A 15,398-nucleotide genomic window follows, 5' to 3' on the forward strand; every position below is an offset into this window, starting at 1 on the left:
TGCTTTATTTTACCCTATAGCTCCGGTCAGGTTTACAACCAGCCCCTTGTAAGTGTTTAATAAAAGTCCTTGATTCGCTAACCAAAATAAGGGGAGATTTTCCCGCTATATCAAAAATGTATCTCATTTCGAGAAGAATAAAGGGAGTTTTTACCGTTATGGTATTAAATTTACCTCATCTTCGGATTTTTTAAGTAAATAAAGGGAATTCCTCCCTTTATTTAAGCTCTTTTTAGTCAACTTGATGAATTAAGGGGAATTTCTCCCTCTATTTCTCCGCTCGGGTACGTCCTAGATGGAGAAACCCGCCGAACACAACAAAAGCAGGTGGAGAAAACGATTTGTTTATCTCCGCCTGCTTTATTTTACCCTATTGCTCTGGTCAGTTTACAACCAGCGCCTTTTTGCCCATTGCATTGTACACACTGGTGAAGGCCGACTTGGACAGCTTTACGTCCTTTTTATTGGCTTCGCTGTCATTAAAGTAGACATAGTTGGCATCGACGCCGGTTACGGTAATGCAGTGAAGCGGTGTTGGTGCGTTGATGGTCTTGCCGGCGTTGGTTTTCCAGGTTCTCTTGTTCGGCATCTTGTAGTTAATGGTGAACCAGACTAGTACCGGTTTTCCTTTTAGTACATATGATTCCACTTCAGAGAAGCTTCTGCCGGTTAAATTGACGCCGCCGCTGCGGTAGGAATCCAGCACTCGTTTCAGTGGTCCCGGGTTGATGGTATAGCCATTGCCAAACGGCGTACCGACAAATCCTACATCCGGATCTCCCCAGATCTTGATTGAGCCGTTGGAATTCCGGACCAGCTTCGTTGTATCGCGCGGCAGCTTGTTGGCGATGGTGGTTTTGCTGACCTTGATTCCATAATAATTCAGCGCCATTGTCAGAGCAGTCGCCTCACATCCGCTTGGAAGCTCAGGTCGCTGGGAAATCAGCGGAACATTGATTCTCTTAGAAGCGGTGGAGCCAGAGCTGTAAGGCTTGAGATACTGAGAGCTGACATAGCCGATTTTGCCGGAAAAGCTCACCTTTGACCAGCCATTGCTGAGCTTTTGGGTGACAGTGACTTTTGAGCCTTCTGTAAACTTCCCGATCAGTTTATAGTTCGTACCTGCACCGGAGCGGATATTCAGGACATCTGCTGTAACGATATAATAGGATGTTGACGCTGCAGGAGCTGCAGCTGCTTTTAAGTATTGTCCGCTTACATAAGCGGTTTTTCCTTGATATGTAATCTTGACCCAGCCATTGCTGAGCTTTTCCAGTCCCTGGACCTTGGTTCCTTTTGGCAGGCTTCCGAGCCTCGCATAATTGGTTCCCGCCCCTGAGCGGACAATCAGGCTTGATGCTGTGACCGTATAGGTGACTGTAGCAGCCTGCACGCTGTTAGAGTGTGACTTAGAAAACGGAAGTTCCGGGCTCATCAGGCTCCCTCCAAGAATGGCAGCTGCCAGGACGCCTTTCGTAACGTTCTTCCGTAAAGACTTCTGCGACATTTTGTTCTCCTCCTGTAGTAGTTTTCGAATGTTAGCAATCTACTTATCAAGTTAGAAGATTTGGCAGCTTTAGTCTACTAATATGCTAGAAACTGGCGGAAATTGAATCGAAAGACATAGGTTCTCTAGTAGTCTTTAACCCATGAGCAGAGAGGGACAATTTAATCAAGGCCCTTCCTACTCTATATTCAACATTCACAATACGAGTTTATAGTTTGTAAATAAATCTCACAAAAAAATGAAACATTTTTGCTTCATGGCCCGTCTAATAGAGTGAATACCCCTTAGTTTGCCTGGTATATGCTTCAGCCATATGCCGGGCTTTTGTTCATTCAAAAAAATAGAGGCTGCCACAGAAGAACCCGGAACCCCGACATCAGGTTCCGGCTCCTCCGAGCGCAGCCTCTTTTTATAGATGGATATTCTTTTTCTGATCCTCTTTGGCAGCATTATGCTCGGCTTCGATATGTGAGTCTTTCGATGATTCCCCCATGAACCAGTAGGTCAGCAGGCTGATTGCCACACATCCCGCCACATAATAATAGAAGATCGATTCTGAACCGATGCTTTTCATCCATAAAGCAATGAATTCTGCTGTCCCCCCGAAGATGGCAACCGTAAGGGCATACGGGAAGCCTACACCCAGGGCGCGGATTTCGGTCGGGAACAGCTCGGCCTTTACAATGGCATTGATCGAGGTGTAGCCCGTCACAATAATGAGGCCGGCCATCATTAGCAAAAAGGCGGTAACAGGGCTGTCTGTACGTGATAAGAGCAGGAAAATCGGCACCGTCAGCAGCATTCCCAGGATGCCAAAGGAAAGAAGGAGCGGGCGCCTGCCGATCCGGTCTGACAGCATGCCTGCGAGCGGCTGGATGATGACAAATAATAAAAGCGCAAAGAAGTTGATCCAGCTGACCGTCTCTTTTTCAAGGCCCACTGTATTGACCATGAATTTTTGCAGATATGTGGTATAGGTATAAAACGCCACGGTTCCTCCGAGGGTTAATCCGACTACCGTCAGCACGGCCTTAGGATATTTCCTCAGTGCTTTGAGGGTTCCGGCCTTTTCTCTGCTCTTTGAATCCATTTTGGTGAACTGCTCCGATTCATCCATGGTCCGCCGAAGCCATAAAACAGCCAGCGCCCCCAGTGCCCCAATCACAAACGGAATTCTCCAGCCCCAAGATTTCATATCAGGCTCATCCAGCAGCTGCTGAAGAATAATCTGTACGCCAAGAGCCACAAGCTGGCCGGCAACCAGTGTTACATACTGGAAGCTCGAATAAAAGCCGCGACGCCCGCTGCTTGCCATTTCAGACAGATATGTAGCGGACGTCCCATATTCCCCGCCAAGTGATATTCCCTGAAGCAGGCGCGCCAGGACCAGTATAACCGGCGAAAGAATCCCGATTGTGCTATAGCCCGGTGTAAAAGCAATGATCAGCGACCCGCCCGCCATGATTGTGACGGACAGGGTTAATGCAGCCCGGCGTCCATATCGGTCCGCATATCTTCCCATGATCAGGCTGCCCAGCGGCCGCATTAAAAATCCAACAGCAAAAATGGCAGCCGTATTCAAGAGCTGGCTCGTTGAATCCCCTGCCGGGAAAAACACCGAAGAAAAATAGACAGCAAAAGCTGAATAAACATACCAGTCATACCATTCAATCAGGTTTCCGACTGATCCTTTAAAAATGTTGCCGGTTATGCGCCTCGATTCTGCGCGATCCAAAGACTGTGACAATGAAGATTCCTCCCTTGAAGTTATGGTAAGCGCTTTCTGTTAAAATTTTATCACTATTATATTATCTATGGTAATTTAATGATTTTACGGATTAAAAGGATTGTGGGCAGAGTTCTTTACAAGGTTAAAAGATTGATATATTATAGGTAAGGTTAATTCCTACTATATTCATAAGAAAAGAGGGAGAAGACATTGGCACAACCCGCCACAACCACTCATGAAAATTGGGATTCTAAGTCTACAACTGTTGTAGTCAAAAAGCTAAGTCCCATGCAGAAGCCTTTGGTTATCCTTGGTGCCCTTATTGCCATTATTTTATATATTGCAATCGTAACCACTTCTACCTGGACTCAGGGCACATTGTTTATCATCGGACTCGCACTCGGCATCACCCTTTTATATGCCCGCTTTGGATTTACCTCCGCCTTCAGGCGCTTGATGAGCGTCGGAAATGTACAGGGGCTGCAGGCGCATATGCTGATGTTCGCAGTAGCTTCTACATTGTTCGCCATCATCTTAAGCTCAGGATTCAGCTTTACAGGAATCACGCCTAAAGGATATGTTTCTCCTGTCGGTGTCAGCGTCCTAGTCGGAGCATTCCTATTCGGTATCGGCATGCAGCTCGGAAACGGCTGTGCATCAGGAACTCTTTACTCCCTGGGCGGTGGATCTTCGTCCATGATCCTGACTCTGATCGCATTTGTCGCAGGATCAGTTCTTGGAGCCTACAACTTTGAATTCTGGCAAAACACACCGGCCCTTCCGCCCATTTCTATCGCAGAATCCACAGGCCTCGGCTACTTCGGCGGCTGGGTTGTCCAAATGCTGGCATTTGCCTTGATTTATTGGATCAGCGTGAAGATTGCCAAGAAAAAAAATCCGCCAATGATGAAGCCGCTGCCGACTACCACCGGCTTTAAGAAGATCTTCCGCGGCTCATGGCCCTTATTCGCGGCAGCCATCGTACTGGCACTGTTAAATGCCTTGACTTTAACAGTCCGCGGTAATCCATGGGGAATCACGTCTGCCTTTGCCCTTTGGGGAGGCAAATCACTCATGGCTATGGGAGTGGACGTGACTCATTGGGTATACTTTGCAGGACCTAACGGAGCAGCCCTGAAGAATTCTGTCCTGATGGACTCTACCAGCGTCATGAACTTCGGCATCATCCTTGGAGCCTTTCTGTCAGCCGCTGCACAGGGAACCTTCAAGCCTGGCAAAATCAAGCCTGGTGTTGCCGGAGCTGCTATCGTCGGCGGCCTCATGATGGGATACGGCGCCCGCCTGGCCTTCGGATGCAACATCGGAGCCTACTTCAGCGGGATCGCCTCTTTCAGCCTTCACGGCTGGGTCTGGGCCATCATGGCCATGGCCGGAACCTTCCTGGCCCTCTACATCCGCCCGCTCTTCGGACTGAGCGTACCAAAATCGAATGACTCTATATGCTAAACTGTGAACCCCCGCCTTTGTGCGGGGGTTTTTGGCTGCGGTCCTCTTTGGGGATAACACCCTTTGGGGGACTGTTAGTGAAGGAGCGAAGGAGATTACAGTTAAGAAAGTTTAAAACAAGGACAAATGGCTATAATATAAGCACCCTTTTCATCCAAAGAAATAGCCCTTCTCATTGTCGAGAGGGGCTTTTTTTGTAGTTTTAACTGCATTCAACCTTTTTTTGTCTCTGCTGTAGGGTGCCCATATGAATTTTTGCTACACTAATAGCCGAGTATGTCGGCCTGGCAATACTTAAGAATTTTGCACTGGTCGATGTATTTGCCCCACGATGTCCAACCTTCAATACATCTACTTTGGAGATTAACTTTTTGGCCATCATATCATTGTCGGATTTGAATTCGGGATTCCCAGTTAATAAGAATTTTTTCGCTCCGTGTTTAACCATGAGTATGCCACTCCAGTCATTCAGACTGTGCATGCGTTTTTACAGGAGCGATGAATTTAAATTCAGTATTTTTGTCTTTATCAGGAATTACTACACCGTTTTGAGCGGTTTTAATGGTCAGCTTTTTGTTTTTAACTGCGGTCAGGAAATGCTTAAAAGCATCGGTAGTATGAGAAACCTTTGGAGCATAAACAGATTTTACATTAAAGGCTTTAATTACTTCATCCAAACCACCTATACAGCGTCCGGATGGGTAGATACACAGCTGTTACTTTTTGTTTCTTTAAATAATTTACAACGGTAGCCCCCAGATCTACCGCATCCACTAATACAGTTTCACCAGTAGTTGACTTAATAAAAATTGAATCATCTTGCCCAACATTAATTACATGACTGAAAGCGTGCTGGTAGCTGCTTTAGATAAGGATGTACCAGCTGTCAAAGAAATTAATAGATTAATACTTAAAAGAATGTTCATTTTTCAACCTCCCAGCAATCAAATTACCATTTTGTATAATACTTGCTATATTTATTTAGTAAATATAATAGAAATTTTTTACAGAACAAGACATAAAAAAAGCCCTTCTCATTATCGAGAGGGTCCTTTTTGGGATTATTTACTAGGAATTATTTTTTATAAAATCACCACTTATTAGAAATTTGTAGGTAGAATGGAAGAGCTGTAAATTTCGAGATAGGAGAGAATATACAAATGTGGGATGCTTTAGCTTTTATTGGACTAATGGCTTTTCTTATTTTTATGGTACTGGCAATTATTTCAATCTTTAAAAAGTGGGGGAAGACTAAGCGATTCTTTTTATTCGCAGGAGTTGCAATAGTCTTGTTTATAGTAGGAGCAATTAACGCACCAACTACAACTGATACTGCGCAAAGCAATGTCAAAACAGAGGATGTTGAAAAGAATACTAGTGTTAAAGGTGAAGATACACAAACTAACGATGAAAAAGGAAATGAAACTCAAGAAGAATTACCTACAGAACAAACTAAATATACATATATGGCTGAGGAAATGATTCCATCATTAACAGATGAAACTTTAGAATTAAACGAGAAAACTAAATCTTTTATGACTGAACATTACAAGTTGTTCCCGGCCAAAACTGCTGCAGATATTGCACAAGCTAAAAAGATCACTGATTCAAGTGTATCCTCCAAGCATTTAAACAAGAATGCGGATCCATATTTAAATAAAATGACTGTCTTTACAGGAACAGTAGTTTCTATTGAAGAGACCAAGTCAAATGATGAAACAATAACTCTGATTCATGCGGTTGATAATGAAATGCAATCATACCAAGTTTTACTTTTCAAGCCTGCTGGCGATGTATTTGAAGATGATAGAATTCGATTCTGGGGTGTGCCAGCTGGGCCGTCATCATTTAAAAATGTATCAGGTGGAACAACAAACGTACAATTTTTTGTAGGATCCCATGTGGAAAAGATATAAATAAGGATTTGAATGAGGGGTAGAAGGATGAGCTCTGAAGCTGTTTTACAACAATCGGAACCTTTGGTTATCGGTGATTCAAAATTCGATGGGGGACTTTTTCAATACATTGGATGGTCAATCTTAGGGTTTTTAGTAACCGTTTGTACACTCGGAATTTGTTATCCGTGGTCAATAACTATGATTTATGCATGGAAAATAAACCATACAATAGTGGAAGGCCGACGTTTGAAATTCACTGGAACAGCAGTTGGATTGTTTGGCAATTGGATTAAATGGTGGTTTCTATGTGTCATTACTATAGGAATTTATAGTTTTTGGTTATTCATTGCCTTAGAAAAATGGAAGGCAAAACACACCAAGTTCGAAAATTAAAATAAAGGCCCTTCTCAATTTTGAGAGGGGCCTCTTTATACAGTTTTTACCCTTTCTGTGATATCGTTTTCTCCCATTATAAATCACTTTAACCACTTTAGATTCAGTGAAGTAACCCGACAGCTTCTTAAGTTTTTTAATCCACTCGTATGCAACAGCTGCAGCTTCCTGGTCCGGATCTTCTTTAAATCTCCTGGCGTTAACCGGGAAAGGACCTCTTTGAATAGTTTTAATCCCATTAACTGATAAGATCCTCGAGACTGATATTCATTAAGCAGATATTGTTTTCCCTTCAGTTTTCTTGGCAGCCATCATGATGCCAGCAATCAAAAGCAAGATGCCCGGTATGAAGTAGATCGATAAAGTGTAAAGAATGCCCATGACCAACATAAAGATTCCCCAGCCGCGGCTATTGTTTTTGATTTTGAAGGTGGCCACCCAAATCAATACCAGCAGCGGAATGCTAATAATGGAATATCCCAAACTGTATAAAGAGAAATTAGATGCGCCCTCATCAGTTATTAAAGCAAATCCTGCCATCGAAGTAATTAAATTGCCGATTGCCCATCCTATTGTTAATAAGATCGTACCGATGAGCGATAAAGTAAACTCTGCTGATCTTTTCAATCCTCTTCCCCCTTAAGTTTGCATCATCCTTTTACGATTATAATCCTTCGAAGTCTCAACTATTCGTAATCTTTATCCGGATGGGAAGAACACGCAGGTATCTTGTACGTGATCAATGAACTAAAGAATCTATTTCTCCATCCACAACTCCTCTGTGCAGATGCTGCCAGAAGCAGGGACTTTTACTGGTGCCGGTGTGGGAAGGCTTAGGAGCAGCAGGCTTCCCCTTCCCGGATCATTTCCCAGCGCGGGAGCTGTACCATTTCCAGAGCTAAGGATATTTCCGGTCTCTCAGGGATTCATGCTCAGCATGACCCCGCATAATTTTTTCCATTTCCACACATTCTACTACTATCTACGTACATAAAGGAATGATGTTGATGAAGCGATTTTCGGTGATTTTTACGGCAGTCTTTTTGTGTATGCCGCTTCTTCCGTCAGCAGCGAAGGCTGAAGGAAGCACAGGAAAGCCAAAGAATTTTATTATGATGGTCATGGATGGGACGAACTCGGATGCAGTCACACTGGCGCGCTGGTATAAGGGCAGGAAGCTGGCCCTGGATGATATTCTGGCCGGAGGGGCGAGGACCTACTCCTATCGATCCGCCATAACCGATTCAGCGGCGGCCGGCACGGCTCTTGCCACAGGCAGGAAGACGATCATACATTCCATCGGTATGACACCGGCTGATCAATCAGGAATGCTGAAGCCTGGGACGGAAGGAAGCAGCCTGAATCCTGGACGGCAGCTTACGGAAAGTGCGCTTCAAAACAGCCTGGTACCTGCGGCCTCTATTCTGGAAGCAGCCAAGCAGGCGGGCAAGGCGACAGGACTTGTGTCTACCTCTCCTATTCAGCATGCCACCCCTGCAGCATTTTCTGCTCATGTGGAGAACCGGGCAAATTTTGATGACATCGCAGAGCAGCAGGTGTATCAGGGCATCGATGTGGTCCTCGGGGGCGGAATGAATTCTCTTCTGCCTGAAAGGAGGCGGGACAGAGAAGATCTGGTGAAGGTGATCTTTAACAGCGGCTATGCCTTTGCGGATAAGCGGACCGTGATGGAGCAGGCCGGCAGCGGAAAGCTCTGGGGGGCCTTTGCTCCTGATGATATCGCTAATGAGCTTGACCGCAAGCGTTATTTTCCCCAGCAGCCAAGCCTTGCTGGGATGACTAAAAAGGCCCTTCAGTCTCTTAGCAAGAATAAGAATGGGTTTTTTTTATTCGTAGAGGGCAGTAAGGTGGACTGGGCGGCTCATTTGAATGACCCGGTAGGAATGATCAGCGAAATCTTAGGCTTTGACGACGCGGTAAAAGAAGCACTGGATTTTGCGAAAAAAGATAAGAATACCCTGGTGGTAGCGGTGACGGACCATGGAAACAGCGGACTTTCAATCGGCAGCCATAAAACGGATTCTTCCTACGCAGTCAGCCCTCCAGAGGAATTCATCAAGCCGCTGAAGAAGGCGAAGGTTACTCTTGAAGGAGCCATGCGGCTTTTGAAAAAGGATCATTCCAACCTGAAGGAAGTGGCCGATCACTACGGAATCACTGACCTGACTGCTGCTGAATGGAAGGCGTTAAATGGAGCGAAGACCGACCTGGAGCTCCAGAAGCAGCTTTCCTCCATGCTTGGCAGCCGGGCTAAGCTTGGCTTTACCACGTACGGCCACACCGGGGAAGATGTCTTTTTATATGCCTATGGACCGGGCAAACCGGACGGACTTGTGAATAATGTGGATATTGCCCCGCTTGCGGCAGGCTATTGGGGAGTGAATTTGGATGAGCTGAGCGGCAGGAGATTCAAGGACGGTGCGGGCTATTATAAAGCTCTTGGCTATACCGTCAGCACCAATCTCAAAAATCCGGCAAACCCCGAGCTCGTCGCCAAAAAGGGACAGACTGTTATCCGGATTCCCGCCAACAAAAACAACATGATCAAAAACGGCAAAACCCTCCCCCTAAAAGGCGTGACTGTCTATGTCCGGGGTAAGTTTTATCTAAGCACTGGGAAATAACTTGGGAAATGGGGTCAGACTCCATTTCCCCTTTTTTTCCCATAATAAGCTGTTTAAATATCTAAAGAGTTTAACAAGATTAGCTGTTAAACTAAAGGAAAAGACTAAAATGGTTTTTACATGTTACGCCCGCTCGATATACATTAGCCGGAAATTCCCCGCGTGAATTCTCATACCTACACGAATAACCAGTATGAATAACAAGAGTACCTTTCGCAAAAAAAACCATCAGCTCCGGCCGATGATTTTTTTGATGGTGTTTTTGATTTTGGTTTTTATGGTGTTTTTGGTGATGCGCAGGCTGAGGTTGCCGTGCTTGGTTTTGTATAGGATTCCGTATAGGTTTTTGGTCTCGGCCGGATATTTTGGCTTTATCCGGGTGGAGATCCGGACCCTTCCCGGGCGGTGCTGGGCTTTGTCCCCTTCTAACCGGAAGTAGAGGTCATAGATCCCTGGATCACATGTCTCGAATGCACGCAAATTGATATTGAGCTCGAATTCCTGGCTTTCAAAAGGATATACCGCTTCTGACTCAGCAGCCCTCAACGGCGGAAGACCAAGGGGAATTACTCCTGTCTTCCGTCCTTCCGCATAAAAGCTCCCCTTGAATTCCCCAGATGCTTTCGGCACCGTTAGCTGCCCCTTCAGTATCCAGCCACGTGATTCCCTGACTTCCCTGACCATGATTTCCGGCTTAAGATCCCTTGTGACCTCATACTCACCAGCAGTGCCTTTCAGGATAAAGTTCTGCCCTTTCTGAGAAACGATTGGCTCGGTCTCAGTCCCGGTGTACATCCGTGAAAAGAGCAACAGGTCCTCATCCGCCCTCTTCATCAGCAGATCATAAAACCTTTTTTCCCTATATGGAAGCCTCCGGGCTGTTTCACCTGGAATTCCTGCAATAAAGTCTGTGACTTCCTTCAGCCATACTTCCCTTTCCTCAGGGGCAACAAGTGCATATTTCAGCACATGGAGGCCCAGCACATCCAGAAGGCTTTTTAGGTCATGCTCTGCCGCAGCCTTCGGATCAGCCTGGGTTTCAAGCAGCCATTCCCGATTCAGCTGAAGCTGGCTGAGACGGTCCCTCGTATTCTGCAGCCTCATCTGCTGCTGGGTGATGGAAGGCTTGTCCTCATTTTCCCTGACTCTCCAGTGGTAGACCACTTCTGGTGTGACCGCGATTTTGCCGGCAAGAAGAGCCCCTCTCATCGTCATGTGAAGATCCTCGTAATACTTGCCTTCCGTAAAGTACAATTGATGTTCCGTCAGGAATTCCTTTTTCCACAGCTTGTTACAGGCGATGCTGTCCTGAAGCATTTCAGGCGTTTCCCGGATGGATGACACACCTTTTTCCTTATACAAATGAAAATCGACCTGTCTTTTAGTCAGGTAATCACGTTCCCCTGAAATCCGCAGTGTTTTGCCGACGGCATAATCCGCTTCATGCATCTCAGCAGCTTCCACAAGGCTTTTGATAGCCTTTTCGGGGATTGTATCATCCGAATCTAGGAAAAATACATACTTCCCTTTGCTTAAAGCAATGCCTCTATTCCTGGTAAAGCCAAGTCCTTTATTTTCCTGGGTGTAAAGGGTAAACCTGGGCTCTGCAGCGGCATATCTTTTTACAATTTCCTCACTGTGATCCGTTGAACCGTCATTGATGATGACAGCTTCCCAATCAGGATACGTCTGCTTTTCGACCGACTGAAGGCATTCATCTAAGAAAGGAGCTGCGTTATATACAGGGATCACAATGGAAACGAGCACGGACAAAATCCTCACCTCAATCTCATAAAATTTTCCTCGAATCTGCTGACGTGAAAAAAGAGCAGCTAAAACGCAGGCTCTTTTTCCACTGTTGATTTTTTACTTAAATACTCTCTCGATGACCTTCTGGGCTGCATGTCCATCTTCTATGCTGCCGAATTCCTCAGCAAAGCTGTGAAGGGCCGGGTCAAAGGCCTGGAGCTTCTGCGGGTCGTTTATAAAGGCAATGACTTCCTCGATGCTTCTGCAGACAGGTCCCGGAGCCTTTTCGACCAGATCAAAATACGTTCCTCTTCTTGATAGATATTCTTCGAGGTCATACGTATAAAGGATGATCGGCCGTTCTAAAAGGGCGTAATCAAACATAACAGAAGAATAGTCTGTAACGAGTGAGTCGGCGATCAGGTAGAGCTCCTGGATGTCCTGATAGGTAGAGGCATTCTTGATATTGGATGGCAGGTCCTTGCTTCCGATTCTTTCGGACAATAAATAATGAAGGCGCAGCAATACCACTGTATCCTCACTGACAGACTGGCTCAGGGTCTGGATATCCCGAAGCGTCTTTTGGAAGGAATTCGGATCCCAATCACGGAAGGTTGGTGCAAACAGCACCACCTTTTTCTCCGGAGAAAGACGGAAGTGATTCTTCACCTTCTGGATGACGTCCTGCGGCTTTTGGATCACGATGTCATTCCTTGGATATCCGGATTCAATGATTTCCCCGCCATATCGGAAGGCTCGTTTAAAAATCTCAGTGCTGTACGGGTTAGGAGATACAAAGTAATCCCAGGCATTGGTCTGTACGCGGAGCTTTGCAAGCTCTTCATCAGATGGCAGCTTCTTCTGGTCATAGCCCATTCGTTTCAAAGGAGTCCCATGCCAGGTCTGCACATACACCTGATCCTTTTTCTTCCGGGTCAGATGCGCGATTCCCTGATTGTCGACCCAGAACTTTGAGCGCACTAGATAATAGTAATGCTTGAGACTTCTTCTTTTCACCTTAACGACGTTTCCTGGCACCTCTACCGCATCCGGATTTTCAAATGACCAGATAAATTTATACTGCGGATGGCTTTTCCGCATTTCTTCATAGATATACTTAGGGCTGTCACTATATTGTTTACCCATATGGCTTTCAAATAGCACCCAGTTCGGTTTAACTGAAAGCTTTTTAAAGAAATTCTTCGCATACGGGCTGAATACCTTCTCCAGAATGCCAGGCTCTTTGCTCGCTGCTTTTCGTTTATTCAGCATCCAGGCAGCCTGATCTTTCTTTTTGAGCGGCGCTACTTTTACCGCGAATGAGTTTTTATTATTGATAAACAGCTGTCTTGAGTAGGTGCTGTCTTTGACTCTGAGATTTGGCAGATGGGCGATGACAGGTTTCTTCACCAAATATCGGTGAAGATTTCCCTGATGACTTACATTCAGGAATAAATAATAGTTTCCGGGTACTACATGATTCAGCGGCAGAAGCGCCTTCCCCCCGGAAGTCTGACGGGAATAAATGACCGCCCCCGTCTGCCGGTTTTTCAGCATCCAGGAGTAATAGGCCTCTGAATTTGTAATAGACTCCATCGTGGCATTCCAGTCAAAGGTCAGTGCATCCTGTGTCAACTCAAGAGAATCAATGGAAACGGAGAATTCCAGGTTTTCCATCTTTAAGAATTTCTCATGGTTCCTGCCTTCCGCTGTTGTTTTAAAATAATAGGAGCCGCCTTTTGAATAGACTCTTGGAATCGAAGTCGGCAGATGCTCCTTATAAGATAAGAAGTCCTGGAAGCCCTGTTTATCGCCGATGTACAGAAGATAATACATGATCCGTTCTTTTTCCGGAAGCCTGATGAACGCGTATGCATCCATGACTTCATGCATGTACTCATAAATTAATTCATGGAATTTATTTTTGTAATCCTCATCAAATTCCAGATAATCATTGGTATACAGTTTCAAGTCATGACGAAGAAACTTATTGTTCTTGTTTGCTTGATAAAGAATATCCCCATGCTCGCGAAGGAAGGCGTCAAAAAGACGGTGCGCAACAATCCGGTTCTTGAAGTTATCAAACTCAAACCGGCGGTTGGTAATCGATTTGACATCCGCATTTTCCACTACCCGCCAGTAATAGACCGGCTCTGGAATAATGCTGAAGGAGTCTGCAAGGAAATAAGCCTTCCCGGTGAAAACAATATCTTCATAATGAATTCCTTCTGGAAACCGAAGCTGATTTTGATCAAGGAATGAACGTTTGTAGATCTTATTCACCGATAAGCTGTCAAACAGCATCATGCTGAATTCACGAATGTTAATATTGGTCCGTTCCATATTATAAATTTGTCTCTGGTACCAGATCTCGTAATTATTCGTACGGATGACCTGGCCGCCGACAAAATCAGAACCGGTCCGTTCAATGGCTGCTACCATTTTTTCACACGCATCGATGGTATACCAGTCATCTCCATCCAAAAACATCACGTATTCCCCAGTTGTATGGGCAATTCCTGTGTTCCGTGGTGTACTGCAGCCACCACTGTTTTCCTTAAGGTGAACTGCCTTGAATTTTGGCTTGTCCGCCACAAATTTATCAATCAGTTCTCCTGTTGCGTCCGTGGAAAAGTCATTGACCACACAAACCTCCATGTCTTCAAAGGTTTGTTCATGAAGCGATTCAAGGGCTTCTTCAATATACAATTCGTTATTGTAGGCAATGACCACTACTGAAAGCTTAGGCGGCTTTTGATTGATGTTCATGCTGTTCGTCATTTTTCATTTCCTCCTATTTCTTCAAATAGGTCATACCATTGTGATTTAATGTATTCTTTATCAAACCTCGCACTGCTTTCATACGAACGCTGGCTGAATTCATAAAATAGCTCAGGGTTTGTTAAAAGCCGTTTCATCTGGCGGCTTAGAAGCTGGATATCGTCCACTGGTGTAACATAGCCATTTTTATAATCGCCGACAATTTCCCTGATGCCCGGCGCGCAGTCTGTCGAAATACACGGAAGACCGCAGGATTGTGCTTCAATCAAGGACATGGGAAGACCTTCTGCTTTGGAAGATAGAACGAATAAGCTTGAAGCGGATAAGGCTGCCTGTACATCCTTTGTCTGCCCCATTAAGAAAACCCGGTCATTCAAGTCAAGAATATCGATCAGCGTCTGAAGTGACTTTTCGGCAGGTCCTTCTCCATAGATCTCGAGCTTCCAGCCAGGGAGATCCTGAGCAATACGGGAAAACGCTTCAATTAAAATATCAAACCCCTTTGCTTCGATCAGCCTTCCTGTAGAAACAATGGTTTTGCTGCTGTACAGCACTTTTGGATCCACCTGTTTCCTGAAGGGAGTGGGATTATAAATCACTCCTACATTCGAAAAGCCCTGGCCCTCAAAGTGGTCGGCATCCTTCTGGGTCAGCAGAAGGAATTTGGAAACCTGGCGGTAATATCGGAGAATCCGTTTATAGCGGCTGGAGGCTTTGGAAGCGATGTAGCTCTCATGACTCTGGCCGATGATTTTCACATTCGGTCTGTAGAGAAGCGGCTGCACCCACTGCATCCCCCATACCTGGATCACAATCACGAAAACCTCCTGATCTCCATACTTATCAAAGAATTTTTCGACTTCCTGCTTTCTTTTGGCCAGTTCCCGGCGGCGCTTCAGTTCCTTGGCTACCGTATTAAGCCGGAACGCCTTCAGATTAGAGGAAAGCTCCTTGGGCGCGGTCGCACGGTATCCATTCTTCTGGACGATCTGTACCGGTATATCTTTTGAAAAGTAGCTTGGAGCATCTTTTTGCTCATTTATGCTTAACACGGCAACATTGTGCCCATCCCGGACAAAGTCCTCGGCTAAGATTGACGCAACACGCTGGGCACCACCGTGGCCATTATATTCATTTAAAACAAAGACAACATTTCTCTTTTGCATGCCTATACTCCTCGTATTCCATATTTAGAGATCCATGCGGAGGCAGCCTGAATTTTCGAACCT

12 protein-coding genes are annotated in these 15,398 nt (G+C 45.4%); 4 read left to right on the forward strand and 8 right to left on the reverse strand.

What is annotated here, in order from left to right:
- Positions 1-382: 382 nt before the first annotated feature.
- Positions 383-1,507, reverse strand: coding sequence for an SH3 domain-containing protein (locus H539_RS28130; protein WP_035322183.1), 1,125 nt, complete (start codon positions 1,505-1,507; stop codon positions 383-385).
- Positions 1,508-1,916: 409 nt separating this feature from the next.
- A complete protein-coding gene (locus H539_RS0108220; RefSeq protein WP_026693116.1) occupies positions 1,917-3,254 on the reverse strand; it encodes an MFS transporter in 1,338 nt (445 codons plus the stop codon).
- Between the two features lie 270 nt (positions 3,255-3,524).
- Between H539_RS0108220 and H539_RS0108225 the strand changes: the two genes are divergently transcribed.
- Positions 3,525-4,703, forward strand: a complete 1,179-nt coding sequence (locus tag H539_RS0108225; protein WP_218970914.1) for a YeeE/YedE family protein — start codon at positions 3,525-3,527, stop codon at positions 4,701-4,703.
- 202 nt (positions 4,704-4,905) lie between these two features.
- On the opposite strand, the gene H539_RS30080 is transcribed toward H539_RS0108225, so the two are convergent.
- Positions 4,906-5,151 carry a ComEC/Rec2 family competence protein gene (locus H539_RS30080; RefSeq protein ID WP_026693118.1) on the reverse strand — a complete coding sequence of 82 codons (246 nt, stop codon included), beginning with the start codon at positions 5,149-5,151 and terminating at the stop codon, positions 4,906-4,908.
- Between the two features lie 16 nt (positions 5,152-5,167).
- Positions 5,168-5,380, reverse strand: coding sequence for an MBL fold metallo-hydrolase (locus H539_RS30085; protein ID WP_026693119.1), 213 nt, complete (start codon positions 5,378-5,380; stop codon positions 5,168-5,170).
- A 483-nt stretch (positions 5,381-5,863) separates the two neighbouring features.
- Here H539_RS30085 and H539_RS30090 point away from each other — a divergent pair, with 483 nt between their 5' ends.
- Positions 5,864-6,619, forward strand: coding sequence for a hypothetical protein (locus tag H539_RS30090; RefSeq protein WP_051348505.1), 756 nt, complete (start codon positions 5,864-5,866; stop codon positions 6,617-6,619).
- A 27-nt stretch (positions 6,620-6,646) separates the two neighbouring features.
- Complete coding sequence (locus H539_RS0108250) at positions 6,647-6,994, forward strand: YjgN family protein (RefSeq protein ID WP_051348506.1); 348 nt, start codon at positions 6,647-6,649, stop codon at positions 6,992-6,994.
- Between the two features lie 270 nt (positions 6,995-7,264).
- Here the strand turns inward: H539_RS0108250 and H539_RS0108255 are convergent, their stop codons facing one another.
- Complete coding sequence (locus H539_RS0108255; protein ID WP_026693121.1) at positions 7,265-7,621, reverse strand: DUF4064 domain-containing protein; 357 nt, start codon at positions 7,619-7,621, stop codon at positions 7,265-7,267.
- 380 nt (positions 7,622-8,001) lie between these two features.
- Here H539_RS0108255 and H539_RS0108260 point away from each other — a divergent pair, with 380 nt between their 5' ends.
- Positions 8,002-9,639 carry an alkaline phosphatase gene (locus H539_RS0108260; RefSeq protein WP_051348507.1) on the forward strand — a complete coding sequence of 546 codons (1,638 nt, stop codon included), beginning with the start codon at positions 8,002-8,004 and terminating at the stop codon, positions 9,637-9,639.
- Between the two features lie 228 nt (positions 9,640-9,867).
- Here H539_RS0108260 and H539_RS0108265 read toward each other — a convergent pair whose 3' ends face one another.
- The 3 genes from H539_RS0108265 to H539_RS30100 all read right to left on the reverse strand — a co-directional run bounded on the left by H539_RS0108265 (position 9,868) and on the right by H539_RS30100 (position 15,335).
- Entirely contained in the window at positions 9,868-11,406 is a 1,539-nt protein-coding gene (locus tag H539_RS0108265; RefSeq protein WP_245602146.1) for a glycosyltransferase family 2 protein, read from the reverse strand.
- Between the two features lie 99 nt (positions 11,407-11,505).
- Complete coding sequence (locus H539_RS30095; protein ID WP_051348508.1) at positions 11,506-14,169, reverse strand: bifunctional glycosyltransferase/CDP-glycerol:glycerophosphate glycerophosphotransferase; 2,664 nt, start codon at positions 14,167-14,169, stop codon at positions 11,506-11,508.
- On the reverse strand, positions 14,166-15,335 hold the full coding sequence (locus H539_RS30100; RefSeq protein ID WP_051348509.1) for a glycosyltransferase family 4 protein: 1,170 nt from the start codon (positions 15,333-15,335) through the stop codon (positions 14,166-14,168). The genes H539_RS30095 and H539_RS30100 overlap by 4 nt, the downstream gene beginning before the upstream one ends.
- Positions 15,336-15,398: the final 63 nt, after the last annotated feature.

Origin of the sequence: Peribacillus kribbensis DSM 17871 (assembly GCF_000430765.1) — a bacterium.
In the GTDB taxonomy this organism is placed as follows: domain Bacteria; phylum Bacillota; class Bacilli; order Bacillales; family DSM-1321; genus Paraperibacillus; species Paraperibacillus kribbensis.